At 54.0% G+C, this 26,488-nt stretch carries 22 protein-coding genes; 5 read left to right on the top strand and 17 right to left on the bottom strand.

The annotated features are described in order from the left end of the window. Positions 1-19: 19 nt before the first annotated feature. Together MUN86_RS31055 and MUN86_RS03165 are read right to left on the bottom strand one after the other, a co-directional pair. Positions 20-334 (bottom strand): pectinesterase family protein, encoded by a 315-nt coding sequence (locus MUN86_RS31055; protein WP_280640582.1) that lies wholly within the window; start codon positions 332-334, stop codon positions 20-22. A 327-nt stretch (positions 335-661) separates the two neighbouring features. Further along, complete coding sequence (locus tag MUN86_RS03165; protein WP_245121627.1) at positions 662-1,669, bottom strand: hypothetical protein; 1,008 nt, start codon at positions 1,667-1,669, stop codon at positions 662-664. A gap of 412 nt (positions 1,670-2,081) precedes the next feature. Here MUN86_RS03165 and MUN86_RS03170 point away from each other — a divergent pair, with 412 nt between their 5' ends. Beyond that, positions 2,082-3,014 carry a hypothetical protein gene (locus MUN86_RS03170; RefSeq protein WP_245121629.1) on the top strand — a complete coding sequence of 311 codons (933 nt, stop codon included), beginning with the start codon at positions 2,082-2,084 and terminating at the stop codon, positions 3,012-3,014. A 123-nt stretch (positions 3,015-3,137) separates the two neighbouring features. On the opposite strand, the gene MUN86_RS03175 is transcribed toward MUN86_RS03170, so the two are convergent. The 9 genes from MUN86_RS03175 to bla (MUN86_RS03215) all read right to left on the bottom strand — a co-directional run bounded on the left by MUN86_RS03175 (position 3,138) and on the right by bla (MUN86_RS03215) (position 13,583). Then, a complete protein-coding gene (locus tag MUN86_RS03175) occupies positions 3,138-3,329 on the bottom strand; it encodes a hypothetical protein (protein WP_245121632.1) in 192 nt (63 codons plus the stop codon). Positions 3,330-3,415: 86 nt separating this feature from the next. Then, positions 3,416-6,031: an ATP-dependent chaperone ClpB gene (clpB, locus tag MUN86_RS03180; protein ID WP_245121635.1), complete on the bottom strand. Its 2,616-nt coding sequence runs from the start codon at positions 6,029-6,031 to the stop codon at positions 3,416-3,418. A 227-nt stretch (positions 6,032-6,258) separates the two neighbouring features. After that, a complete protein-coding gene (locus tag MUN86_RS03185) occupies positions 6,259-6,780 on the bottom strand; it encodes a hypothetical protein (protein ID WP_245121637.1) in 522 nt (173 codons plus the stop codon). 358 nt (positions 6,781-7,138) lie between these two features. Then, positions 7,139-7,861, bottom strand: a complete 723-nt coding sequence (locus MUN86_RS03190) for an NADPH-dependent F420 reductase (RefSeq protein ID WP_245121640.1) — start codon at positions 7,859-7,861, stop codon at positions 7,139-7,141. A gap of 480 nt (positions 7,862-8,341) precedes the next feature. After that, the gene (bla, locus tag MUN86_RS03195; RefSeq protein WP_245121643.1) at positions 8,342-9,091 is read right to left on the bottom strand and encodes a subclass B1 metallo-beta-lactamase; all 750 of its coding nucleotides are present in this window, start codon (positions 9,089-9,091) and stop codon (positions 8,342-8,344) included. A 493-nt stretch (positions 9,092-9,584) separates the two neighbouring features. Beyond that, positions 9,585-10,061 carry a hypothetical protein gene (locus tag MUN86_RS03200; RefSeq protein WP_245121645.1) on the bottom strand — a complete coding sequence of 159 codons (477 nt, stop codon included), beginning with the start codon at positions 10,059-10,061 and terminating at the stop codon, positions 9,585-9,587. A 120-nt stretch (positions 10,062-10,181) separates the two neighbouring features. Continuing rightward, on the bottom strand, positions 10,182-10,757 hold the full coding sequence (locus MUN86_RS03205) for a hypothetical protein (protein WP_245121648.1): 576 nt from the start codon (positions 10,755-10,757) through the stop codon (positions 10,182-10,184). A 556-nt stretch (positions 10,758-11,313) separates the two neighbouring features. Next, the gene (locus tag MUN86_RS03210) at positions 11,314-12,558 is read right to left on the bottom strand and encodes a hypothetical protein (RefSeq protein WP_245121650.1); all 1,245 of its coding nucleotides are present in this window, start codon (positions 12,556-12,558) and stop codon (positions 11,314-11,316) included. Positions 12,559-12,644: 86 nt separating this feature from the next. Next, positions 12,645-13,583: a subclass B3 metallo-beta-lactamase gene (bla, locus tag MUN86_RS03215; RefSeq protein ID WP_245121653.1), complete on the bottom strand. Its 939-nt coding sequence runs from the start codon at positions 13,581-13,583 to the stop codon at positions 12,645-12,647. 441 nt (positions 13,584-14,024) lie between these two features. Between bla (MUN86_RS03215) and MUN86_RS03220 the strand changes: the two genes are divergently transcribed. Then, a complete protein-coding gene (locus tag MUN86_RS03220) occupies positions 14,025-14,399 on the top strand; it encodes a cupin domain-containing protein (protein ID WP_245121656.1) in 375 nt (124 codons plus the stop codon). Positions 14,400-14,505: 106 nt separating this feature from the next. Here MUN86_RS03220 and MUN86_RS03225 read toward each other — a convergent pair whose 3' ends face one another. Then, a complete protein-coding gene (locus tag MUN86_RS03225; protein WP_245121660.1) occupies positions 14,506-15,297 on the bottom strand; it encodes an SDR family NAD(P)-dependent oxidoreductase in 792 nt (263 codons plus the stop codon). A gap of 229 nt (positions 15,298-15,526) precedes the next feature. Between MUN86_RS03225 and MUN86_RS03230 the strand changes: the two genes are divergently transcribed. After that, on the top strand, positions 15,527-16,291 hold the full coding sequence (locus MUN86_RS03230; protein WP_245121663.1) for a DUF72 domain-containing protein: 765 nt from the start codon (positions 15,527-15,529) through the stop codon (positions 16,289-16,291). Between the two features lie 348 nt (positions 16,292-16,639). Then, the gene (locus tag MUN86_RS03235; protein ID WP_245121664.1) at positions 16,640-18,256 is read left to right on the top strand and encodes a tetratricopeptide repeat protein; all 1,617 of its coding nucleotides are present in this window, start codon (positions 16,640-16,642) and stop codon (positions 18,254-18,256) included. A 22-nt stretch (positions 18,257-18,278) separates the two neighbouring features. Here MUN86_RS03235 and MUN86_RS03240 read toward each other — a convergent pair whose 3' ends face one another. Further along, a complete protein-coding gene (locus tag MUN86_RS03240) occupies positions 18,279-19,709 on the bottom strand; it encodes an RtcB family protein (protein ID WP_280640583.1) in 1,431 nt (476 codons plus the stop codon). A gap of 534 nt (positions 19,710-20,243) precedes the next feature. On the opposite strand from MUN86_RS03240, the gene MUN86_RS03245 reads away from it, so the two are divergent. Next, a complete protein-coding gene (locus MUN86_RS03245) occupies positions 20,244-20,906 on the top strand; it encodes an SOS response-associated peptidase (protein ID WP_245121667.1) in 663 nt (220 codons plus the stop codon). A 99-nt stretch (positions 20,907-21,005) separates the two neighbouring features. On the opposite strand, the gene MUN86_RS03250 is transcribed toward MUN86_RS03245, so the two are convergent. From MUN86_RS03250 to MUN86_RS03265, 4 genes are all read right to left on the bottom strand, one after another. Further along, positions 21,006-21,353, bottom strand: a complete 348-nt coding sequence (locus MUN86_RS03250; RefSeq protein WP_245121670.1) for a hypothetical protein — start codon at positions 21,351-21,353, stop codon at positions 21,006-21,008. A 246-nt stretch (positions 21,354-21,599) separates the two neighbouring features. Next, positions 21,600-23,186 (bottom strand): DUF1501 domain-containing protein, encoded by a 1,587-nt coding sequence (locus MUN86_RS03255; RefSeq protein WP_245121672.1) that lies wholly within the window; start codon positions 23,184-23,186, stop codon positions 21,600-21,602. Between the two features lie 107 nt (positions 23,187-23,293). Next, the gene (locus tag MUN86_RS03260) at positions 23,294-25,024 is read right to left on the bottom strand and encodes a DUF1800 domain-containing protein (RefSeq protein WP_245121675.1); all 1,731 of its coding nucleotides are present in this window, start codon (positions 25,022-25,024) and stop codon (positions 23,294-23,296) included. Positions 25,025-25,302: 278 nt separating this feature from the next. Further along, on the bottom strand, positions 25,303-26,463 hold the full coding sequence (locus MUN86_RS03265) for a S1 family peptidase (protein ID WP_245121678.1): 1,161 nt from the start codon (positions 26,461-26,463) through the stop codon (positions 25,303-25,305). Positions 26,464-26,488 lie beyond the last annotated feature (25 nt).

Consider the following 26,488-nt stretch of genomic DNA (forward strand, 5'->3'; position numbering starts at 1 on the left):
GCCGAAAAGTCATCGGCATTCACCGAGAAGCTAGCCGAATTCTGAGTGCCAAGGGTGCCGCCCCGGGCGCCGGGGTGCTGGCGCCATCATCGTAAGTGAGAATGGTATTGGCAACACTTTCACCCACAAGTTGCAAAAATGGCTTGTTGGCTGGAATCGTGATTTTCTCTTTGTAACGGCCGTTTTTGATAAAGATGGTAAATGAGCCAGTGCGACCCGTAGGTGCGGCATTGATGGCTGCTTGCACCGTAGTATAGTCGCCGGTACCATCCTTCGCCACCGTGAAATCGTAGCCAGAGGCGCTCAGTGCAAAGGCATTGCTAAGCGCAAGCAAACAAAGCGTTAGGAGTGTGCGATAAGCTGCGCTGCCACACCGAAGGCATGTAGAGGTTGAATTCATAGAGTGGTGGAATTTTAGTGGAACGTATCTATAAGGTAGCGGCTTTCGACCGTATGCGTGGGACAAGGCGAAGTTTAATGCAGGCAATCATAGCCGAGAGCGTTGTCGGCAATGGAGTGCATCATGCTTAAGCAAACAGTACCCTACACTACATGCAGAAGCCCCATTAGTACGTAGCTAATGGGGCTTCTTAGTTGAAATGAGCGAGTTGCGAATGCCAGTGGTACTACACTTTTAGTCTGTAGAACGAGGCGTGACTATTTAGAAGCGAGCTTTCACAATCTCGAAGAAAGGAGAGGCAGCTTGGTAAGGGTACAGCACGTAGGCGTCGGTCAGGTTGCGGCGCGTGATAGTAGTAGGACTAACTGGGCCCGTAGCGAAAGTGCCCGAATTGTAAGACGACGACCAGTTATCGTTGCTAACCAATCGAAATACGCTGGTTTGGCTACCCGATACTACCAACAAGGTTTGCGGCGTAAGCAGCAGTAAGCCATCAGCGCCTACCAAATTTTGGTTGCTGGTTACCCGGGTAAAGCCGCTGGGGTTATTGAGTGGCACCTTGAACAGGGTACCATCGTTGGATTTAGCTACGAGCAGGAAGCCAGCCGGGTGAAACACAATGCCGTTCAAGCCGAACCCGGTGCCGCCGCTCAACTGTGGGTCTTCCAGGAACACGGTGGCATTGCCTTGCGGATCTACCTTATAGATGATGGGCGAGGAACTGTCGGTAACGTATGCGTTACCTTCTAAATCGACCGTTATGTCGTTGGCGAAGTGGTTCTGGTTTGGCCGCAACGCACCGAGGTCCACGTACCGAGTGAGGCTACCATTGTTGGAATTGAAAATAGCTAGCCCAGCTAAGCGGCGAAGAGTAGCCGGCGTGGAGCGGGTGGTGTTGGCCCCGTTGTCGGACACCGCCGCGAGCAGCCGATTACGCGATAAATCGAGGTTCAAGCCGATAGTGGAAATCAGCCGCGGATCATCTGCAAATACAGTATAAGAACTGTCATCTTTCACGGCGCCAATGCGTCCACGGGTACGTGAGCTAACCAAGAAGCGCCGGTTTACTTCGTCATACTGCACACCTTCCGGCGACACACCAGGTTGCGCTACCCTGATTCGGGAAGGCGCCGTCGGAAATGAGACGTTGCCATCATCGTCTACGCAACCAGGCAGGAAACCAACCATAGCTATTGCCACAGCTGCTAAACGAACGATACGCGGCAGTGCAAACCGCTTTGTTTGATTGAAAGAGAAGGAGTGGGACATAGAAAGGAAAGTTAGGGACCAACGATTCAGACAGCTACCTATACGCACACGAACAGGAAGTAACCAGATGAAAATGGCACTATCTGCGGGTGTAATAGTACTCCTAAACTCAGAACCAATGTACAGGTTTATACTGCTGTCCAGCTTCTCACTGTGTTCATCTTGCGGTAGTTAGCCCTTAGTAATGCGTTTGAAGGCCGTTGGGAGCAACCTACGTGATTTTGGTTGCGCGTTGTTTGGTTCGATTTTGACAAGATCTTATACACAGCAAGTGCTATACTTAAATAAATAGGACAATTAAATTAGAATAGTATAAACTCAACAGTATATAGTAGATTTGATCTGAATTCTGTCCTCTTTTCTACTTATTCAGCACACCGCGTAGTGGCTGTCTTCGCTCTGCGCTATTATTATGAGAAAACAAGTACTTATTGCCTGCCTAGCCTTAGGCATGGGCACTAGCGCTTTTGCGCAACAACCCGTTGCTACAGCTTCTCCCACCACGGCAGCCGTTCCCACACCAACTACACTCTCTCCTTTAACCCGCGCCGATACTGCCCGGGCTGTACATGAGCTATTCAGGAGCCGACGCGGAGGCGGCATTGGGTGGTTTGCGTTGGGTACGGCGGGTATGCTGGCCTCTATCTTGCCAGCGCAGCAGTCTACTAGTGCTGGAGTATGGACTCCCGGCGTAGTTGCCGGCTCCGCACTGGTAGGCATTGGGCTAAACAAGGGCATTCAGTTCCGGCGAAGCCGCGAGCGGCGCGTACTACGTGAATTGGCTGCTACTGGCCACTTGCCAACTAGTATCAGCCGGCGTTTGAAGGGGAACTTCATGCCCCTGCACGGCACCGCTTCGGAAGACAATCCACTACTGGCCAAAGGGGTTGCGCCTAGCGGTTCTACGCCTAGCGCCATAGTTGCCACTCCAACTCAGGTGCTAGCCGACGCCCGGCAAGATACCCTCGACGCCGTGCAAGGACTATTCAATGCCAAGCGCCTTGGTGGGCAGTTGCCCATTCTGCTAGCCTTGCCCGCATTGCGCCTCATGTCCGGGTCTAATGCCAGCAGTAACTCAGCCCCGTCTTACGTACAGCCCCAAAACGACGAGCCATCTGGAGGACAGGTAGTTGCGGGTGTGCTGCTAGCGGCAGGTGGGGTCACGTATATGTTTGTCCACAACGCTCCCTATTCAGACACAAAGTTTGCCGAGCTGCGCGCCAACTACCTAGCCGGTACTCCATTGCCATTAGCTATTCGGACCCGCCTAAAAGAAAAGCATGTTGCGGCAGGGCGTGTGTATCGCGCAAGAATGGAACGCAAAGCTGCTCGCCATCGTCGCTAAGTCTGCGCTTGGCCTGCTCAAGTAATAGATTAGGTGCAATTACTTCATATAATAAAAAGCCCCGTTAGCATACTGCTAGCGGGGCTTTTTATTATATGAAGTAATTGCTAAATAAACCATCAGCTATTCTTGCCCAAGTTGTTTTTCTTCCTGCGTGTTCTTCTCGTCTACCTGTTCGGTTCTAGGGTCCGTGTCAATGAACCGCTCGCGCTTTTGATGAATAGGAGCGGCACCTGTTAATCCAACGCCCGCTGCGGCCAGCAATAGCATAGCCACTAAGCCTACCATTCGCAAAAACCGTTTGAAGCTTGCCATAACCGAGCTAGAAAAGAAAAAAGCCCCGCCAGGGTGGGATGGCGAGGCTTTTAAGTTTAGGATACTCTATTGGGCGTGCGGCCGGATTACACGCCCGGAATTTCAACGTCCACGTTCAGGAAGCGAATCTGCCCGTCTTCGAGCACGGCTTCCACTACGGCATCCTTGCTCACGCGGCCCGACAAGATGTCTTTCGACAACTCGTTCAGCACCAGGCGCTGCAACACGCGCTTCAATGGGCGAGCACCAAACTGCGGGTCGAAGCCCTGCTCGCCGAGGAAGTCGAGGACTTCGTCGGTAGCCTCCAGACGGATGCCGGCTTCTTCCAGGCGCTGCTGAATCTGACGGAACTGGATGTCCACGATGCGGCGGATTTCGCGGCGCTTCAGCGGCTGGAACATCACAATCTCGTCGATGCGGTTTAGGAACTCGGGGCGCATGTGGCCTTTGAGGCGCTCTATCACTTCCTCGCGGGTGCGGTCCACCACTTCGTCGTAGTTGTACTCGTTCAACTCTTTGAAATTGCGCTGAATGATATCGGCACCCGTGTTGGAGGTCATGATGATGATGGTGTTCTTGAAGTTCGCCACCCGGCCTTTGTTGTCGGTGAGACGACCATCATCAAGCACTTGCAGCAAGATGTTGAACACGTCGGGGTGGGCCTTCTCGATTTCGTCGAGCAGAATGACCGAGTATGGCTTGCGGCGCACGGCCTCCGTTAGCTGACCACCTTCATCGTAGCCCACGTAGCCCGGAGGCGCCCCAATCAGGCGCGATACAGCATGGCGCTCCTGGTACTCGCTCATGTCGATGCGCACCATGCTGTTCTCATCGTTGAACAGGTACTCGGCCAGGGCCTTGGCCAGCTCGGTTTTACCTACGCCAGTCGTACCCAAGAAGATAAACGAACCAATGGGGCGCTTGGGGTCTTGCAGACCCGCCCGCGAACGACGCACGGCATCGGAAATAGCACCAATGGCTTCCGTCTGACCAGCTACGCGCTTGCCTAGCTCGGTTTCAAGGTTGAGCAGCTTCTCGCGGTCCGATTGCAGCATTTTGCTCACTGGAATGCCGGTCCACTTGGCCACTACCTCGGCAATGTCTTCTTGCGTTACCACTTCTTGCAGCATGTGGCCGCCGTCTTTGTTGGCGTTGGCTTCGTCCTGCAAGGTTTTGAGCTTGGCTTCGGCTTCCTGGATCTTGCCATAGCGCAGTTCGGCCACGCGGCCGTAGTCGCCTTGGCGTTCGGCTTGCTCGGCTTCCACCTTGAAGCGCTCAATGGCTTCTTTCTGCTCCTGGATGTTGGTCAGCACCGATTTCTCGTTTTCCCACTGCGCCTTCAGAGCGTCGCGCTGGCTGGAGAGGTCGGCAATGTCTTTGTTGAGTACGGCTTCCCGGTCGTGGTTTTCTTCCCGCCGGATGGCTTCGCGCTCGATTTCCAGTTGCATGATGCGGCGCTGCACTTCGTCGAGCTCCACGGGCATAGAGTTCAATTCGATGCGCAGCTTAGCGGCCGCCTCGTCCATCAAGTCGATGGCTTTGTCGGGCAAGAACCGGTCGGTGATGTAGCGCGAGCTAAGTTCTACAGCCGCAATAACAGCGTCGTCGGTGATGCGCACGCCGTGGTGCAACTCGTACTTCTCCTTGATGCCACGCATGATGCTGATGGCGTCCTCTATAGTCGGCTCATCTACCATCACCGCCTGAAAACGACGCTCCAGGGCCTTGTCCTTCTCGATGTACTTCTGATACTCCTTGAGGGTGGTAGCGCCGATGGAGTGCAACTCACCGCGAGCCAGAGCCGGCTTGAGCAGGTTGGCCGCGTCCATAGCGCCTTCGCCACCCGCCCCAGCGCCAATCAGCGTGTGCATCTCGTCAATGAACAAAATGATTTGGCCTTCCGAGTCAGTTACTTCTTTGATGACGGACTTGAGGCGCTCCTCAAATTCGCCCTTGTACTTGGCGCCGGCAATGAGCAAGCCCATATCCAGCGACATTATGACTTTGTCCTTGAGGTTTTCGGGCACGTCGCCGGCCACGATGCGCTGGGCCAGACCCTCGACAATGGCGGTTTTACCAACGCCCGGCTCACCCAGCAGGACGGGGTTGTTTTTGGTACGGCGGCTCAGAATCTGGAGCACGCGGCGGATTTCCTCGTCGCGGCCAATTACCGGGTCCATCTTGCCGGTGCGCACTTGCTCGTTAAGGTTACGGGCGTAGCGGTTGAGGCTCTGGTATTGGTCTTCGGCGGTCTGGCTGGTCACCTTGCGGCCCCCGCGCAGCTCCTTAATAGCCGCTTTTAAGTCTTTCTCGTTGAAGCCGGCGTCCTTCATCAGGGTAGCCACGGCATCTTTGCCGCCCAGCAACCCCAATAGCAGGTGTTCCACCGACACATATTCATCGTCAAACTCCTTTAGGAAGCCGGTAGCGCGCTGCAGAGCGGCGGCGGCTTCGTTGGAGAGATAAGGCGAACCGCCACTCACTTTGGGGTAGCCCGTCACGATGGCATCGAGGCGGGGCGTGAGGATGTTTAGGTTTACACCCAGCTTCTTGGCCAGAAACGATAGCACGTTCTCGTCACTCTGGAAGAGGCCTTTCAGCAGGTGGCCCGTTTCGATGGCCTGCTGCTGGTTGCCCCCGGCAATTTCAGTGGCCTTCTGCACGGCCTCCTGTGCCTTGATGGTATAGTTATTAAAGTTCATGGTTGCTAAGACTAGTTAGATGCTTCTGGTTAGGAAGTTCTACGAGTGCCTAGCAAATGGGGTGCAGAAGAGATAATTATGACTTTTTGGCTTAATATTGTGATTATAGCCTAGTATTTAGTGTCATTGTGGCGTTATGTAGGATCAGAATGCGAGAAGTAATACTAGCATAGTGTGCTGACAAAGAACTCTCGGGCTATGATATAGTTAGACCCAACTAGTAGAAGCTAATATGAGGGACTGTTTGGGCGAGTACACCAAAGTTCTTGCGGAGGCATGTAGTAAGTTTCTACACCATAATAATTGCAAATATCAGCTACTGCTTCAGCAACTAGGACTGGTACACTATCAAGGATAATTCCGCCAGTACGTGTAAGGTCAGGACGTATGTTATGAGCTACTAAACGTTGCCACCACATGGTCCAGGAGCCTTTTACAAAATTGTGCCAGCTACCTGCCTGTGCTTGCAATTCTTGACGGATAGCAGCCAGTAAAATTGGTGCGCCAATAAAAGGGTAGGGAGTAGCCCGAGCCATCAGACTTGCTAATGGGCCATGGACTCCTGTAAGTGAGGGATGATGATCATAGTGAAACGATACTGGGCCGTAGGTGCCACGCTGCAGTCGACAGCTTAGCTTACCGCGAAAATCGATACGATGCACTTCGGTATCGGTGACCAACTCGAGAAATGTGCTCTGCGTGTAGCGAATCAGACCCACGGGATAGAGTTGAGCAAATTGTGCCATCATGCTCACAAACTACACTATCATGGGTTGGACTGCAAGTGAGTTGGCAGAGACACAATTAATAGACAGCCTACTCCTCCAGTCGGCCAAAACCCGCGCAAGTCGTACTAGTGCGCCGGAACAGCCATCCCGATGCTACGCACAGCCCGGCGAAAACGATGTTCAGCCTAACACCAGTAACACTCCCAGATTAAGCTCAGCCGCCAGATCTTAATAGAACCGCGAGCTGAGTAAGGGGCTGCTAGTAATGTCTTTTTCATCAAACAAGCCCCACCGAACCAGCTCCTACAATTAACGGAGCTGGTTTGGTGGGGCTTGAATGAATTCGCTTGAAGTAGGACAGTTTGAAAGGGGTAAGTCTTTACAGCTTGACGCCTTGCGCCTGCAATTGTTTTTCTGATGCGGCTTGGTTTGCTGCAAATTGGGTGTGCTGCTCGGGCGTGTATACAGTACCCAGGCTAGCTAAATGCTGCTGCACTTTGGCAGCCGGCAAATCGGTGCAGTACAGGGGCGAGCCTGGCTGCTGCCGCCACGACTCGTGCAGGCTACCGCCATCTACAGCGTCGAAGCCTAACTCTTCCACGAGGGCCATTGCCTGCTTCTTGGCGGCGGCATCGTCGCCAGCTACTGCTAGCGCAATGCGGCCGGGCGTGCCGGCAGGCTGGCCGTTGTTCTCGAGGTTCGCGGCGAAAATGTTGTTAAACACCTTGAGCACCGGGCGACCCAGGTGCTGCTGCACCCATTCGCTTTCGGTCAGATCGCCGCTTTCTAGCTCGGGTAGTTGACCATCGCGCAGCAAGGGGTAGTAGTTGCTGGTGTCAATTACAGGTACGCTGGCGGGCACGCCCTCGAACAGGTCTTTGGGTAGGTCAGGAATTTTTATCAGCGGAATGGTTACCACAATGATTTCGCCGTGGCGGGCAGCTTCCTGGGCCGTAACGGGAGTAGCACCAGTTTTTTCAGCCAATTCCGTTAGCGTTTCGGGTCCGCGGGAATTAGCAATATATACCGAGTGGCCGAGGCTGGTGAGTCGCACGGCTAGGGCACTGCCGATGTGGCCAGCCCCAATGATTCCAATGTTCATAAGCAGTAAGATGAGCGAGTAATAGGTGAGCCGCTATCTGATGAAGCGACTCGCTCTAATACTACTCGTTCATCAGGATTGTTTTGCTTCAGTACCTAGCTGCAACGAGCAAGCCGCATACGAAATAGCCGCTTCGGAGTAAAGAGGTCTAAGCTCGGCGCACCAAACGAGCTCGGAAAGGTGCGCCCTTTAGCTTTTAATTCTTGCTATCCGCTGGCTCACCATACAGGAACTGCGACGGCATAACCAGTAGTTTTGCCTCCGTAAAACCTAACGAGCAGCTATGTGCCGTGCGTGAAAACGACCTTGTGACCGGAGGCAGGCATACAGCAGCCGCTCGAAAAGCGCAGCTTCTTTATGGGAACTTAAACTGCTGATAGAGCTAATGATAAGCTGGTTACTGGATATTCACTGCCTTGCTTTGGAGCTAGCACGGTTTAGGTGAGCAGTAGTTGTGCCTCAATTCCAAGTATTAACGGGCTATGGTTGCTGAAACAGTTGAATAGTGTAGTCAAGCAGACTTCGGTCGCCTACTTCGCCATGCCCTGGAACGACAACTTTTACGTTGGGGTACTCTTGTTTTAGTTTTTCCACTGTTACGGGCCATGCTTGCACATTGGCATCGGCGAGGTTGCCTTTTCCGGCCTGCAATTCTTTGATTAAGCACCCGCCAAACATGACTTCATCATCCGGGAAATACCCCACAACATTGTCTTTTGTGTGGCCCTCTCCCCAAAAAGTTGCGTAGACTTTGGTAGTCCCAATGGGTAAAACCAGGCTATTGGTAAATGCGCGCTCAGGAACGTTGACCCCTTTCTGCTTTGCATACGCAATAGTCTTTTCGTTGGCATAAGACGGAATTTTGCTTCGCTCAAACTCTTTCAATCCGCCAACGCAGTCGTCGTGAAAATGCGTGGGAATCACTGCTTTTACCTTGCAATGAAGGTCCTTTTTTATCCAGGCAATCAGTTCTTTCGACTCCTTGTCATGGGTAGGAGTGTCGAACACGACTGTTTCTTTTCCGCCTTTTACGATTAGGCCGTTGCATGACACCTTGCCGAAGCTCTCGGTACTCAAAAACGAAGTATGGACGTAGGTGTTCTTAGAGACCTGCACAATGGTTAAGTCGTCGGATTGATACACTACTTTACCGGCTTCAACGCTTTCTTGTTGATAATAGGGCTTTGCCGCAATGGCAGCCAGCAGCAAAATGGCAAGTGAAAACTTCATGCTCCAGAGTTAGTAGAAAACGGCGTATGTATCTATCGGGAACGGCGTACTAGAACTCGTATTGTTTCCTGCCTACCCACTACTATTAGCTGGACTCATGTACTGGTGATATTTCAAGCTAGAGCAGACCAGTGTATTACTCAAAAGTTGTCTTAGTGTGTGGACACTAAGGGTTTCTAATTAAAACAAGACTTTCATGCTGAGCGCAGTCGAAGCATCTCGCGTGCTGATGTGAGATTAGTACTCCTGCGTCAGCACGCGAGATGCTTCGACTGCGCTCAGCATGACGTTCTTTTTGTTTGCTGTCCACACATCCTAAGTAAAACGTATGGGGGCATAATAATCACTACTATATTCAACTAAGCGACGGTAGCGTCTGTACCAGCAAATAAAACGCCCCGCAACCTGAATGGTTGTGGGGCGTTTATAGTTGATTTTCAACGAGTATTCCTAAAGCATAGCGGTTTAGCCTCGTACCCCACTAAAATAATTGTTAACCCACAGTTGAGCTAGCCACACTGGCACGGCGGAACAGTAGCGCCGACGCAACCCACAGCCCGGCGAAGATGATGTTCAATAGAATTACTATCAGCACGCCTTGGTTAAGCTCGGGCCGCCAGATGGCCATTGCAATGAAAGGAACTGCGAATTGCGTAAGCGCCGTGGCAAACATAGCGCGTGCCATACCCAGCGGCCGGAGCTGCGCTGCAATGGCCCCGATAACGCCAACTGCTAGCACGCCACCAAACAGCAGGTTGGCTGGGTTTTCCTCGTTCCCAATGAACCCTACGGCCAAGTTGCCCCACACGAGTAGCAGGGAAGCCGCCACCGCCACGCCAGCGGCTAATTTATACGCGCCACTGCGGGCTCTACTCGCTACCAGCAGATACAGGAGCCCCGTACCAAGTAGCAGGATGCCAGCAATTACGAAATCCGATACGCTCCAGTTAAATCCAGTGTTGAACTGCATGGCTACCAAGGGAATAAGTAGGAGAAACGCTGTAGCAAGCGTCAGACGAAGAATACTTTTGCTGAGGGTCATGCTAGTAATGCTTAGTACAGGTTTAATAGAGTTTAGGGCTTTGCACCTCTAGGCCAGCCGCTGGCCTACAGTCGAGCGGGTAGCACTGGCACGGCGAAACAGCCAACCGGAAACAACCCATATCGCAGCAAAAGCCGCATTTGCACCTACCACATTCACCATGCCCACCGAGGGTTCTGCGGTAGCGCTTGGGGGCGTCCAAATAGATAGCGCCACTACGGTGACTACCGCGTAGGTAAGTGCCGCCGCAAACATGGCGTTGGACATGCCAAGTGGCCGAAACCGCGCGACAATAGCCCCAATGAGGGCAACAAGTAGCACCCCACCATACAGTAGGTTGACGGGGTTGTCTTCACTGCCAACAAGCCCCACCGCCAAATTTGCCCACACAAGTAGGAGCCCGGCTGCCACTGCCACGCCCACGGCCAATCGGTACGCGGTGTTGTCACCCATTCTGGCAATCAAGACAAACGTGAGGCCCGCGCCGAATAACAGGATGCCTGCGGCAACAAAATCGCCTAAACTCCAAGCCATGTCGGCGAGAAATAGCTTTGCCGTTAAGGGTATGAGCAACAGGAGCCCAGTAGCCAGCGCAACGCGAAGAATGCTTTTAGTGAGTGCCATGACAGGATATGGTTGGTTTGAAACGAGTTAGAGAGCTTCTAGAAGCAAGACCGGGGCGAGAGACAGGGGCGGGTACGGTACTGAGCGTGTGCCAACCCCTCAGGTGAAATGCAGGTGCGAAGGCCAGATGGCGGTGGCTCCTTAGAATAGAGCAGTGAGAACAATACAAAGGATGTAAAAGAACTTTGTATTTCAAAGTTAATGTACGTTGTTTATTTTGCTGTCGTTAACATTCTTACTGATAATCGTTTAGCAAGTAAAGTATGGAGGCTAAGCTTGCGGCTGGTTTGTGCTGTGTAAAGTTGCTCTGGCAACTTGCATCGGTAGTTGGCGCTACCTAGCCGTTATGACGGACCTTGACTATTAAGCCTATGTTGTCAACTGCCTTGGCTTCAAGGATTCTGCTGTGTTTTTAATAGTGCTGCTAACGGACTTACCAGTTCTAGGCTTTTGTGAGACTCTTTAATACTAATTCTATTCTATCCGGTACGACCACTAATTGATGCTATCAGGTATTCAAGCAAGTATAATGTTAGAACGTATTACTGATGCTGTACTACTTGAAATTAAATAATAAGGGAAAAACGAATATTACTAAAGTTGTCCATAAGGCGTAAATAGGTAGGAAGGAAACTATGCTAATTTCAACATTGTCAATCTCTTTCCGGTTTTTTACTGTTTTAAATAATCTGTAAGTTACAAGCAATAGGTTCATTAAAATAAGAATATTGCCGCCCAATACCGCAAGTCTATTTGGTGTGATTCCCCATTCTGAAATTCTGAATAGAATAGCTGAAAGTGCGATGCTATTTATAACTATCGTAACGATTGAAATACCAAGTAACATCAGAATCTCAATCTTATTATTAGAATTTTTTGATGTTTCAACAATCGAGAATAATATAATGGCCATTACGCCAATCAGGAGGGCATTAAAAATTAATAGAAAATCTCTGTCGTTGTAAGGGTCTTTGCCTGTATAAACTACCGCCGCCAGATAAATCACCAGCATCGTTAACACTAAGGGGGTAAATACCTTTGCAATTACCGGCGAAACTTTGCTTACTAGTTGGGGGTTCGTCTGCACCAGATAAGTGCCTACGATAGGAGCGGCAGCAAGGCCCCAGACCACAATGTATTCGATATAAAATTCTTCTATCCGAAGGCCAATAAGCTGGAATAGGCCCATCGTAATAGCGCTCATTAAGCCACCAGCAATCAATATAATGGTGGTCATTACCACCAAGTCGCCATTGTATCTAAGAAAATCCAGACGTCTTTGAGGACTGGCTAGGTTGCCACCTATGTATGAGAAACCTAAAATAGCCCATAAAAGCAAGGGCAAGTGAATACAGGCCAGGATCAGGGTGTCGCTTTTGTCGTTTTTGGGTAATAGATTGATGTAGATGATAGAAGCTAAAATGGCTAGTGAGGTAAGTACAACTTTATTGGTCTGCACTTTGCGCTTCCAATTGAAGTACGCTATGAGCAAAGGGAAAAATATGAAAGCAATGTTTCTTAAGTAGAAATATTCTGGATTAATATCGAAGAACTTGGGAAATTTCGCAACGAATCCTGCAATACATGACGCTATTACAACAAATAATAACTCGTCTTTGCTGCCCCAGGAAATTCCTTCGTTCTCGAAATTGAGCCTTTCATTCCAGAATTGAGCAACTGTGTTTTCCTTGATTTCAGGATAAACCAAGTTGAATTCTCTTTTGAAACCCACCTTGTTTTCCCGGTATAGCTTTTCAAGCTGGCGGGGATTATCTAAGTTGTTTAAAACTTCGCCTTTCATTCTATAGCTCGATTGAATTTGTGCGTTGTAGTCAGGTGGGTTGTTGCCCTTGGGTTTGCTTTGCTTTCAGCAGGCGGCAAGCGGGTTTATTGCTGCTCCTGGAGTATCTGCCGAAACTGTGCTTCCGCTTTGTCGATGTCCTGGAGGTAGCCGGCCCGGTCGATAAACGGTGCCACTGGGTCTTGGGCAGTGGTGCGGGCCAGAGACTTGTCCTTTAAACTAAAAGCCCGCGCATGAGAGGCCAGGTAGATGTCGGCCGGCAGGCTGCGTAGCGTTGCAAAGCTTTTTTTGAATTCGTTCTGAAGTTCAATATCGTATTTCCAGTTGAACACCGACGCGGGCATCGGCAACGTTAGGCTGCCGATGCTGACCGCCAGCAACTCCCGGTTGCCATCCCGTACCGGAAACGACCACGTAGTACAACCCGGCGTATGGCCCGGTGTGAGATGAGCCGTGAGGGTGATAGGACCGAGGCGGATTTTGGTGCCGTCTTGGAATCGATGATCCACGCGGGGCGCCGGATATTTGAGCAGGCCGCAGTATATCAGCAAATTCACCGGAGCCATGTTCCGGTCGCTGGCGCCTCCCGCCGCAACGATGTCGGCATCCTCTTCGCTCACCCATAATTGGGCTCCAGATGCCTGCTGCAACGCCGCTAAGCCGCCTGCATGGTCGAAGTGCGCATGCGAGTTGAGCAGGATCTTTACGTCCGTGATGCGAAAGCCGAGAGTGGCAATGCTCTTCAGGATCAAGGGAGCGGTGCCAGGGTAGCCGCCATCTAGGAGCACATGGCCTTTGGGGCTAGTGAGCAAAAAGGACGTAACGTCCCGGGTGCCCACGTAATAGAGGTTGCCAGCAATGCGGAACGGCTCCCGCGGCAGCATTCCCCCATTATCGATTGCCGTCTTCCACCTAGGAAGCACAAACGCTGCCGCAACGGCAAAAACAACCGCAATGCTTAGCCCTATTCGGCGCTTGCGGCTCCTTCTATCCTTTCTCTTTTCCACGGTATTCATAGATGCCATGCGGAATGGGTGCAGTGACTAGGAGCTTAACTTAAAGCGTAATATAAAAGTACTTTGTTTTTCAAAGTTAATATATGGAACGAGATAACCTAGTCACTCCTATATACTTTAGGTATCTACACGCTTACTGCAATACCAGCGAATTCTTCGCAACCTGCTTGCTAGGGCAGTTAAGACGGTAGCAGGCTACAACAACAGAAAACAAGCCGGGAGAAGAGTAGCGCCAATGCAACAGATAGCCTACTTGCCAGATACATGGAAAGCAGGAGCGATGCAGCTCGTGATAAAGTATCCCTGGTTTTTGCAGGACTTCTACTAGATAACTCTAGTTCAGCGATGAGCAGTAAGCCGAGGGTAGGAGGGAACACAGAATTGTAGCCACAGATTAGCTATATTCAGACAGGTTCTACCTCTTTGTCTCTCTTATTCCTGCCTGTAACTATGAATACCGATACCCTCTTAGGTCCGCTGAAGGATGCCACGCGCCGCGAAATTGGCGGTGTGCAAGTTGATGTAGTGCGTACCGGCAACTCGCGCGTCAAGCGGGTGGTGTACCCGGTCGGGTTTCGGTGGTCGAAGGACATAAAGCCGGTGATTGGCACTGAGCTGTGCCAGCACGCCCACGTAGGATTTCTGGCCGCAGGCCGCCTTACCATCGAATACGCCGATGGTGCCTTGGAGGAATACGTGGCGCCGCAGGTGGTCGCCATTGCGCCCGGCCACGACGGTTGGGTGGTTGGGGAGGAGCCCGCCATACTTATTCAGTTCGACTTTGAAGGCGAAACTGTGGAACGCCTAGGCTTGACTCGCTCCTAGGCGAAGTAGGGCACGGAATAGCTATACCGACTGCATGAAGTAGACGCAACAACGCCTCCAAGCCGCAGTTTGGAGGCGTTGGTTGTCGTTGTGCCTAGAGAGTTGCTTATTTCTGGCTTGCGTGTAGCTGCGTGTTCATGAGGGTAGCCAGCATGGAATCGGGGAGAACCAAGCTGGAGAAGAAGTTGAGTTTTGCGCCAATGGTGGGCAGCGAGCGGGCCGCGCCTTCCATGAACTCGTCGTAGCCTTCTTCAGCTATGGTGCGAGCGGAGGCGGGGTGTTGAGCCGCGCGGGTATTTTCGGCGTGCGCGACGTGGAAGAAGTTGGTATCGGTAGGCGGCGGGCAAAGTATGGTCATCGTTACGGCCGACTTCTGTTGCTTTAGCTCGTGCTGCACCGCTTCGGTGAAGCTGAGGACGAAGGCCTTGGTAGCGGCATAAACTGCTTGGCAAGGGCTAGGCGAAAACGAGGCAATAGAGCCAAGCTGCAAAATGCGGCCCGAGTTGCGTGCCACCATGTCGCGCAAATACAGCTTGGTCAAGTGAACGAGCGAAGCCGCATTCACTTGAATCATGTCGAGTTCGGTTTGCATGTCGGTATCCGTGAAGTAGCCGGTTTCACCAAACCCGGCGTCGTTGACCAGTGCATCAATTTGGAAGCCTCGCTGGGTGGTTTCCGCATAAATCTGGTCGGCCGATTCGGGGCGGCTAAGGTCGAAGGGCAGCAGCACGATATCAACCCCTCTAAACTCCTGGTGAAGCAGGCGGGCCGCTTCCTTCAACTCGTCGAGGTGGCGGGCAACAAGCACAACCCGATAATCGTCGCGGGCGAAGCAGCGGGCCAGCTCGAAGCCAATGCCACTGGAAGCACCGGTAATAAGGGCAGTTTGGTCGTTCATAGCTGTAGGGGTTTAGGGTGGATGGGAAGATTGTATATATAATATACTGATAAACAGGTAACTTATTCTCTGACACAGGAATAATGTGGCGCGCTGTGGCTACCATGCCCTATGGATTTGGGCAGATGGGTTCAAATTGTTAATGGCATATAGCAGCCAACGAGAATAGGGTGAAGCTTTCGGTGACCGAACGGCCGGATTTGCGTAAGAGCACACACATTCTTCTGCTATGTCCGCTGCTCTCTACATTGGTTGTTCCGGCTTTTCTTACCGCGACTGGAAAGGCATCCTGTACCCCGAGGGGTTGCCGCCGCGCAAGTGGTTTGCCTACTACTGCACCCAGTTCAACACGCTGGAAGTGAACGTGACTTTCTACCGCATGCCGGAGCTGAAGGTGTTCGAGACGTGGTACGCACAAAGCCCCGCCGACTTCCGCTTTGCTGTGAAAGCCCCGCGCATCGTCACACATTACAAGAAATTCAATACCGAATCAGCTCCCGTCTTAGCTGATTTTTACGGCGTAGTGCGAGAAGGTTTGCGCGAGAAGCTTGGCCCCATCTTGTTTCAGTTGCCACCCAAAGCCGCGTACACCGAGGAGCTGCTTGGCCGCATTCTGGAGCACCTCGACCCTAGTTTTCACAACGTGCTCGAATTTCGGCATCCGAGCTGGTGGGAAGGCGAGATTATGCGCGAACTGGGGCGGCACGGCATCAGCTTCGTGGGGCAGAGCTACCCCGCCGCATTGCCCGACGAAGTAGTAGTGAACACGCCGCAGCTGTACTACCGCTTTCACGGCGTACCCGTGCTGTACACATCAGCCTACAGCGAGGAATTTCTGGTGCGGGTAGCGCATGATATTCAAGCGGAACCGAGCCTAAAGGAAGCCTATGTGTACTTCAACAATGGTATTGGTGGAGCCGGTGTAGTGAATGCTCGGCAGCTACAACAATTGCTAGGAGCTGCACCGGCACCTGAGTTTAGCGCGGAAGGCTAAGCTACTGGCTGCGCGTCGTGGCCTTGTAGCCAGTACTCAACTACCTAGCGGGGAGTGTTGCAGATTTATATATTAATTATTAACTATATTATAAGCTTCCTGTAGTCGCTCGTCTTCAATGGTGGGTGTGGTAGGAGGGGTAGTAGCAAAGAGAATAACCGCAAGGCTTGCACCGCAGATGGTGCTGCAGGTGCTAAATTATGTTTCATCGTCTCAGATGGTAGTGTTATGGAATGGCATTGCAAGTGCATCTGCTTACTACTGTTGGGGTGGCTTGGTGCCTGTTCCACCAAAAAACAGAGTAATAGGCAGGCTTTGGCGCTAGCGTCGCCGCTCCAAAGTGTTACTATGTGTGCAGCACCCGTGGTAGCGGACACGGCGTGGTACGCTTCGGGAAAAAAAGCGCCCATGCTGCCGGGCCTGGCGGGCATTACCTTTTCTGTTTCTTCTAAGAGCCCCGACGCCATAGCTTACTTCAGGCAGGGGATGATGCTGGCCTACGGATTCAACCATGCCGAAGCTGCCCGTTCGTTTTACGAAGTCACGCGGCAAGATTCAACCTGCGCTATGGGCTACTGGGGCTACAGCTATGTGCTGGGTCCAAACTACAACGCGGGTATGGAGCCCGACAATTTTGCCCGGGCCTACAAAGCAGTGCAGCAAGCCCGGCGCCTAGCCGTTCATGCCACGCCTAAAGAGCGGGCGCTAATTGCGGCTCTGGCTGAGCGTTATCCGCCCGCACCGGTTGCTGATCGGTCGAAGTTCGACCAAGCCTATGCTGCAGCTCTGAAAAACGTACACCAGCAATTTCCTGCCGACCCCGACATCGGGGCACTGTACGCCGAGGCCCTGATGGACCTGCACCCCTGGGACATCTGGCAGAAAAATGGCGACCCGCAGCCCTGGACAGCTGAAATAGTGAAAACGCTGGAGCAGGTACTGCAGCGTACGCCAAACCATGCAGGCGCCAACCATTTTTACATTCATGCCACCGAGGCTTCCGCTCATCCCGAAGCAGCCAACAATAGCGCACAGTTACTAACCAACCTAGTGCCGGGCGCGGGGCATTTGCTACACATGCCTTCCCACACCTACATCCGGACCGGGGCCTACCACCAAGGCACGCTGGCTAATCTGGAAGCCCTCCAGGCTGATAGCAGCTACACCGCCGCCTGCCATGCGCAGGGCGCGTATCCGCTAGCCTACCACCCGCACAACTACCATTTTCTAACAGCCACGGCCACGTTGGAAGGCAACCGCCAACTGGCACTGCAGGGCGCTGCCAAACTAGCAGCCTATGTCAGCAAGCCGCTCATGAAAGACCCCATGATAGGGCCGTCGCTTCAGCATTTTTATACCACACCCTACAATGTGGCCGTGAAATTTGGTCGCTGGGATGACGTACTGGCTATGCAGAACTTCGATACCACTTTGGTTTATCCGCGCGCTATCCGGCATTACGCTCGCGGCATGGCTTGGGTGGGCAAGCACAACATCACTCAGGCAAAGCGGGAGTTAGCTAAACTGCGTGTGGTTGGCCAAGACACCACCTTGAAAGCCATTCTCTTTGGCATCAATTCTATGCGCGCCCTAACAGAAATTGCGCAGCGCGAACTAGAAGGCGCCATTCTGCATCAGGAAGGAAATGACGCGCGGAGCATTGCAGTACTGCGGGAAGCCGTGATTTTAGAAGATCAGCTCAAGTACAACGAGCCGCCAGATTGGTTTTTCTCGGTGCGCCATCAGCTAGGAGCCGTTTTGCTTGCTGCCAAGAAATATAATGAAGCTATCGACGTCTATCAGCAGGACTTAAAGCGGCTGCCGCACAACGGCTGGGCCTTGTCGGGCTTGTATCAGGCGTATCTGGGTGCCGGCGACACCAGTAAAGCGAAGCAAACCAAGCGTGAGCTAGACGCGGCCTGGCAGTGGGCCGACACCAAGCTCGTTGCTTCCATTGCGCAATAGCAGAGGCCCTGGCAGTAGCCAATTATTCGCCGCCGTACCTGCTTTTGCTGCCACCGCCGGCGTCCATACGCACGATGCGGGGCGTGAACGAGCCTAGCACATTCACCAAATCGCGCTGGTGAGCCATTACCTGATGAATGTCTTTGTAGGCCATCGGTGCTTCATCTAGGCCGCCGCCAATGAGTTCGATGCCTTGGTCGCGGAGGTGGCGGCGAAGGTCGCCCTCCGATATGTTCTGCTTGGCTTGCGTGCGCGACATTCTACGCCCGGCCCCGTGCGAAGCCGACTGAATGGAATCCCGCTCGCCCCGGCCCCGCACAATAAACCCGGGTGCCGTCATAGACCCCGGAATCACGCCGAGTACACCTTGGCCGGCCGGCGTGGCGCCTTTGCGGTGTACAATAGCTTCGCGGCCATCGGGTAGGGTCTCTTTCCAAGCGAAGTTGTGATGGTTTTCCACCTTTGCTACCGGCTTTGCCCCCAAGGCCAAGCTTAGGCGCCGGTGAATATCGTGGTGACAGGCGGAAGCGTAGTCGCCAGCCAGATTCATGGCGCGCCAGTATTCCTGTCCTTCCTGGCTATCGAGGCCCAGCCAAGCCAAGTAGCGCGCCTCGGGCGGTAGTGGGCACTTGCTCATGGCTATTTTGGTGTAATGCTGTGCAATGGCGGCCCCTAGCCCCCGCGACCCGCTGTGTGAGAGCAGCCCCATATACTTGCCGAGTGGTAGGTCCAGGTCGTTGTCTTCGATGGTAATGTCCACTATGCCCCACTCCACAAAATGGTTGCCCGACCCAGAGGAGCCTAGCTGGTTGATGGCGGCTTCGCGCTTGCCCTTCACCACCGGTATTTCCTTGAATTCCGGCCGATCTAGCACCGGGTCGTTGGCTGGGTTCTTAAACACTTCTTTGTTGCCGAAACGCGTGTGGTTGTGCAGCAGCTTTTTCAGCTCCTGCGTGCGCTGCTCCAGATAGTGCGCCGGCAAATCAAACACCGACAAGGCCATGCGGCAGCCGATATCCATACCTACGCCGTAGGGTATCACAGCATTATCGACGGCTAGCACGCCCCCAATGGGCAGGCCATAGCCTTGGTGCGCATCGGGCATGAGAGCACCATCGAGGGTTACGGGCAGCTTCATAGCAGTGTCCATCTGCTTGCGGGCACCGTCCTCGATGAAGGCGTCGCCGTAGCGGCGGTAGTCTTTTATTTCCGGGTTCAGACTGACGTCGCGGCTAGGGTCGGGCACAAACTCCTTGGCCAATTCCCGCCACAGCGAGTCGCGGAGGTAAGCGTAGGGGTCTTCCTTTATTTTTTGAAGAGTAGCCAAGGCGCTGCCTTTGTCTAACTTCTTGAGTTGTCGGTCTTCCAGAATGTCCAGGGCTAGGTTGATAGCCCGGCCTTCGGGATAACCGATTTTGCGCAGGTCGTTGCCGCGCAGCTTGGAAGTTGCCATGGGAGAGGAGCAATGGGTGAGGCTCAGTGTAGCGCGGATTCTGCACCCTGGGTTATGGCCGAGCTACAGCAAGTACCAGCCAGCACTCCGCTAACAAAAGCATATTGCGCAAGCAGAGGCCCTGACAATCAGCTAGGAACACCTGACAACAAACCAGGCCACCGCCGCTACCAATGCCACCGACGCTAAACGCAGCATCAGAAATACCCACGCAGGAAGTTCAGGTTTTTGGGGAGGACCGGACATGATGAGTTGTGGGAAATAGTGTCTGCGGTAGAAGTAACTAGCTCTCTACCCGAAACGGTTTTGAATTGGAAGCAGTGGTTGTACCCCACCCCCGGCCCCTCCCCTCCGGGAGAGGGATGCGTTCTAGAGCTACAGCCGTCTGGTACCCCTCTCCCGGAGGGGAGGGGCCGGGGGTGGGGTGCACCCAATACGAGTATATAGCCACTCCTAAAGAACCCTCGTTCCGCCTCGAGCGTTATGAATAGATATCTTATCTGATGCGCTGTTCCACTCTTTCCCAACTCTCTTATGTGCGGCCGCTACACCACCCTTGCTCCAAAACCAGTTCTCGAAAAACGCTTCGATGCCTCTTTCAAAGCGGAAGCTGACCCCAATTACAATGCCGCTCCATCGCAGCGCCTGCCGGTAATCCTTAACACCGAGCCGGGCCAAATTCAGCTTTTGCAGTGGGGCCTGATTCCGGGTTGGGTGAAGGACCTGAAAGCGGCTCCTAAACCTATCAACGCTCGGGCCGAGACCCTACCTGAAAAGCCGTCGTTTCGGCAACTGCTGCAGCGCCGCCGCTGCCTCGTGCCCGCCGACAGCTTCTACGAATGGCAGGTAACGGCGCAAGGTAAGGTGCCGCACCGCATTCTGCTGCGCAATGAAGAGCCTTTTGCCTTTGCGGGCCTTTGGGATGAGTGGGTTGATAAGGCCACCGGCGAAGTGCGTCCCACGTTCACCATCATCACCACCGACCCCAACGAGTTGATGGCCCCCATCCACAACCGCATGCCCGTTATGCTGCAAGGCCGCGACGCCGAGCTAGCTTGGTTGGATGATGCCGTCAGCCTAGCCGACCACCAGGCGCTGTTGCAGCCGTACCCGGCCGACCTCATGCGCGAGTACATCATCACAACCCGCGTAAACTCGCCCGCTAACAACGATGTCAGTATACTGGAGGCGGCTTAGGCTTGCGTGACGCCAAGAAAACCTGCCGAATAAAACCAACAACAAAAAGCCCTACCCGAACTGTTCGGATAGGGCTTTTTCATGTAGTATTGTCGCAAGTTATGCGGCTGGAGTTGGGTTCGGCGCTTTAGTGGCTTTGGCCTTCGACTTGTCTTCGGTATCTGTGTTTGATACGTCGTGTGCTTCGCCTTCACCTTCAGTATCGTTGTCCTGGCTCTCGATCCGAGCTATTACGACTACTGCCGCCGCCGCAACACCAGCAATACCTAGAATCAGCTGAGTGGTAGTGAAGCGCTGAGCGGCTTTGCGAATCAGCGTGCCGCCGTGACGCAGTAAGTCGTCAATTTTGTCGTGGTCGCCCTGGAAGATGACATGGTAAGCGCTTTCCAGCGTGCGAGAAATATCTTCTGGTGCGATTGGGTCGATTTTTTTCTGTAACTGTTCCATTTGGGGCGTTGTGGTAGCGGTTGTACGAGTGAGCACTGCAAGTGGCTTAGCCACTGGAGGGCGTGTACGCAAAAAGCCAGCTTCGGGCTGCCTCAATGCCAGGATTTTTAAGGGAAAGAATAAAGAAAAATCAAGCTCGACTAGGTTGAACACGTTGAAATTCAACCAACGTCCGACCTGAAAAACCCTTCTGAATAGAGCGTATTTGCAAGATTTAGGTGGTGCAAAGCTCGACAGTAAAGCTGGTTACTGCACCACTACTAGCCGCGAGCTAACGCGCTGCCCTTCCTGCACATGGCAGTAGTAAGAACCTGCCGCAAGCTGCGAGACGTCGAGCGGAATCTTGTGCGGCCCGCGGGGCAGAACTCGGTCTACAAGCCGGACTGCTTCGCGGCCAAGCGCATCGTAGAGCAGCACCTGCACGTGGCCGCCTTCTCCCGTAAATTCCACCGTGGCCCGCTCCCGAACAGGGTTAGGATACACGCTGAAGTTCGCCACGTTGGTAGCGGCGGCCGAGGCGGTGCCGTTCACCACCGCTGGCCGAATGACTGGCACGTAAGGGAAGGGAATGGTGGAGGATGGTAGCAGCTCGTTGATCGTCGTTTGCGAGACCTTGAACCAGTCTTTTAGAATGCTGGCGTAAATGGCCCGGAAGTCGAACTGCATGGGCACTTGGTCGTTGACGCCGGCGTTGGCGGGTAGCACGGGGTTGGTGCCGTGCAACACCGGGTTGACGCTCGTGCCGAACACAATGAGCGGAGCCGCCGCGCCGTGGTCGGTGCCTTTCGAGGAGTTGGCTTTGATGCGGCGCCCGAACTCCGAGAACGTCATGCCCACCACTCGGTCATGCACGTTCAGGCGGCGCAAATCGTCTTGGAAAGCTTCTAGAGCCTGCGAAATCTTGCCGAGCAGCGTGGCGTGCGTGCCGGTCGTGGTGCTGCCCGTTGTCGGCACCTGCGCCGAGTGCGTATCGAAGCCGCCCAGATTGCAGACATAGATGCGCGTTTGCAGGCCGCCCGCCACCAACTGCGCCACAATCTTGAGCTGGTCGGCCAGTGAGTTTTGACCCGCAGTAGGGTAGAGGGGCGAGAGGTTGGTAGCTCGCCGAGCTGCCGTTTGGATGGCCGTGGTATATACCTGGGTCTGGGCTATTACCTGCCGAATAAAAGTCAGCTCGTGGCCGGCTGGCGTGTTCGGGGCAGCATCCACGCCGCCCGAAAGCAACTGGTAGAACGACGAAGTGCTGGCAATGGCCATGCCCATGTTCACGCTCGGACCCTGCACGCAGTTGCTCACCACCGACCCGATACTGATAGCCAACGGGTCGGGGTTGGCGGTGCTGGGGTAGCCAGTGGGGTAGTCGGCATATTCGCCGTTGAGGTAGCGCCCGGCCCAACCCGAAGTGATGGTCACATTGGAATCGGAGCCCGAGGTCCAGATGTCGGTGGCCCGGAAGTGCGAGTAGTTGGCATTGGGGTAGCCTACGGCTTGCACCACCCCAATCTGGCCGTTCTCGTACAGGTTTTTTATGCCGGCCATGGCCGGGTGAATACCCGTGTTGACACTAAGCGGCAGCACCTGGTTTTGCGGAATGGCAATATCGGCCCGCGCGTTCATCAGCGCCGAATACTGGTCGGTGGGGATAATCATGTTCAGCCCGTCGTTGCCGCCGTTTAGCTGAATAAGCACCAACACCCGGTCGGTTTGCGTGGCCCCACCTGTTATGTCGAATAGCTCCGGCGAGAAGCCGTAGGCCCCAATAGGCAAGCCCCCAAGTAGCGTAGGCAATACCGTGGCAGCGGCGGTAGTTTGAAGGAAATGTCTGCGTTTCATACTTCGTCAAGTAACTGAGTGAGAGAGTAACCGAGTAGAAAGAGGCTGAGTAGCGGAGCAGGGCTTTTCAACGGCGCCGCTCACTTACTCAGATGCTCAGTTACTCTTCAGCTAAGATGATATTCAGCCAGTCCCATCATGGTGCGCAGCAACGACCGAAGCTTGGTTTCGACGGCTGTTCTGCGGGTGGCGTTGGTCGGCGCGGCCAGGTATTGCTGCCACTCCACGGTCCACTCAAAATCGGGCAGGCCGGGTAGCAGCGTGTCATTGAGATACGTGAGCTGGTTAGCCGTAAGGGAAATAGGAAACAGTAGTTGGGCTAGTTCTGCAATCAGCAAGTTGGGGTCGGCGGCGGTAGCGGGCGGCAACGAAAGCACCAAGTCGATGACGTTGATCTTGATGTTGGCGCCGTTGCGGGTATAGCCGTTGGTACTAATGAACAAGTCGGTAAGCTGGTTGCGGCGGGGCAGCGTTACGGCGTTGATCCACATTTCGTAATACTGTGGGGTTTGCCAGTAAGCAGGCCAGCCCGCTACGTTCGGCGGGTCGCCGAGGTACTGCTGCTGCACGTTGGTGGTGCTGTTGAGGTAGTCCCACATGCCGTATTGCGCCGTCAGGTTGCTGGCCGCCGGAAATACCATCTGCAATTGCCGACACGTGCCTACCGTAAAGTCCAGCGGGCTCTTAATTACGCAGCCCATATTCACGGCATCAAAGAAATGCTCGCTCGACAGCAAGGCTCGCAGCACGGGGGCTACGTTGTAGTTGTTGGCAACGAGCAGCCGCGCCAACGGCTCAATTACTTCTGCTTCGGTGGTAGCATCAATGACGTAGTACACAAACCAACGGTAGAGCTTGCGGCACAAAAACTTGGCGGTTTCCTGCTGCGCAAAAATCAAGGCAATCAGCGCCTTGTATTCCTGGTCGCCGAGGTTGGCAATGGTGGCGTTTTGGAAGGCCCCGCTAAACTGCTTGGTCGTGGTGTTGTGGCGCGAAGCGGTGTAGTAACCGGCAATGGTAGTCGTATTGTCGCGCCAGCCAGTGAGCACCTTGGCGGCGGCTTGCACGTCGGCTTCGGTGTAGTTGGTGTAGTTGCCGGGGCCAATTAGTGGGCCTTTACCCACTGTGAACAGTTCCAGCAGCTCGCGGCCATAGTTTTCGTTGGGAGCATTGGCTGTGCTTTGGTTGCCGTTGAGGTAGCGTAGCATAGCCGGGGCAACGGTCACTTCCTCGGTCAATTGCTTGATGTTGCCAAGCGCATGTTGCCGAAGCAGCGCGCAATAGTGGTAGCCGTAGCGCGCGTCGTTGATGTCGCCGAGCTCAATCACGAAATGGTTGTGCCAAAACAAGGTCATTTTCTCGCTCAGCGAGGTGTCCTGCCCCAGCAATTGCCCCATCCACCACGCCCGCAACGACGACCGTCGGGGCCCCTCGAAGGTTTGGTTGAAGGGCTCCGTCACCCAGGTCTGGCCTTGCGGTACACTGGTATCGGTAGCCGACACATTGAGCGGCGGGGCAGGGGCAGCCGGAGTCGTAAGCAACCTATCCATCACTTCTGTCAGCGTCTGGCTGGCGGCCGTATTGATTTCCGCACGGGTGGGCCCAAACAGGCAACGGCGCAATAAGTGAGCTGCTTGCGCATATTCCCAAGGGCCGGAGTAAGGCGCAATGCCAGCCAAAGAGCGCGGCTCAGTGGGCAAGCTGGTATTGGCGAAGCGGCTGATGATTTCGTCGTCGCCGGGCGGATCATCGGAGCCTATGGCCGGATGCGCTAGCGCCGCCGCTACCGGGGCTGCTAGGGTGGTGGCCGGTTTGCTGAGGAAAGCTCTACGGTTCATAGGCACTTGGGTGAGAGTGGTAGGGAAGGACAGAAAAGGGGTTAGAAGTAAAGCATTGCTGAGACCAGTAGCAAGCTGTAGTCTAATGACTTATTAAAATAGTGAAAGTTCAATAAACAATTCTTTTCAACGTCCAAACCGCTGCACACAAAGCAGTAACCCGTTTTAATTGAGCAAGCAGCAGGGGTCTGGCACAACAAAAAAACCTCGCCGAAAAACGACAAGGCTTTGTAAGAGCAAATGGTAGAGTAGGTGAAGGACTTAAGCTACCCTTTCACTTATTCATAGACCTTCACCACGAACACGTAGTCTTGGAGCTTACGAATCTGGTTCGGGCGTGAATTGCCAGCCAACTGGTTGCCGCGCGGAAGTGTGTAAGGATGCCCGGCCCCAGCCGCCGACAACGAATCGACCAAGCGCATCAGGTACGACGATTTGGTGGCAAAAGCGGCGCTTTGCACGTCCATCTGCCGGCCGCTGATTACGCCAATTAGGTTGCCCCGCTCGTCGAGCAGCGGACCGCCGGAGTTGCCAGGGTTTACGGGAATGCTGATTTGGTAGAAAGCTGAATCACCTTCGAAGCCCGAGCGGGCGCTCAGCGAACCATCGTTGAAAACGAGGTCTTCGCGTGGATAGCCGAGCGTGTATACTTTCTCGCCGAGGTCGGCGGTGCCGCGCTTAAACGAATAAGGCAGGCGGCCGAAGCTGCGGAAAGACTTGTCCTTGATGCGCAGAATAGCCAAATCGTGGGCTACGTCGGTAAACACGGGCTCGGCGCGGTATCGTTGCTGGTCGCGGCCTTCGATGAGCAGCGAGTCGGCACCCTGAATAACATGGTAGCTAGTTACGAGGTAGCCATCAGCGGTGAGAGCAAAGCCCGTCCCGCTGAATTTACCTTCCCTGGCGGCTTCGGGCGTGTCGCCCTGGCCTTGCATGGCGCGGTTCATGGCCCGTTGCGTACGCTTGATGCGTTCCACTTCGCGGCGCAGCACAGTGTAGCCGTACAAGGAAGGCTTCTGCGAAGCCCGCCACCACTCGATACCGAGCAAGGTGGTAAACACGGCCATCACCGCCACCGACGCCGCTACCATCATGGTAGCCCGGTGGCCCTGCCAAAACTCGCGCAACTTTTGCTCGGTGCGCGAAATGTGCAGCATCGGCATGTTCGGGCGGCCAGTTTCGAACACCTCCTCATCGGTGTGGAGTTTCACGGCCTGCTCAGCGTCAATTTCGGCTTGAATGGCGCGCAGTTTGCGCCGGGTGTTCAGGCGGTGGCCGTAGCCGCTCAATGTGCTCGTTACATCTTCGAATTCGGCGAAGCGCTGTGCCAGTACCGGATCGGCGGCAAGGCGGCGCTCCAGATTCAGGCGGGCCGGAATTTCCAGTTCACCCTGTCGGTAGGCGTCAAATAAAGCGTAATAGTCTGCTTCCGTCATCATAGCATTAGCGCGGGTGGTTGAGGTC

The sequence above is a fragment of the Hymenobacter volaticus genome, assembly GCF_022921055.1.
GTDB lineage: Bacteria > Bacteroidota > Bacteroidia > Cytophagales > Hymenobacteraceae > Hymenobacter > Hymenobacter volaticus.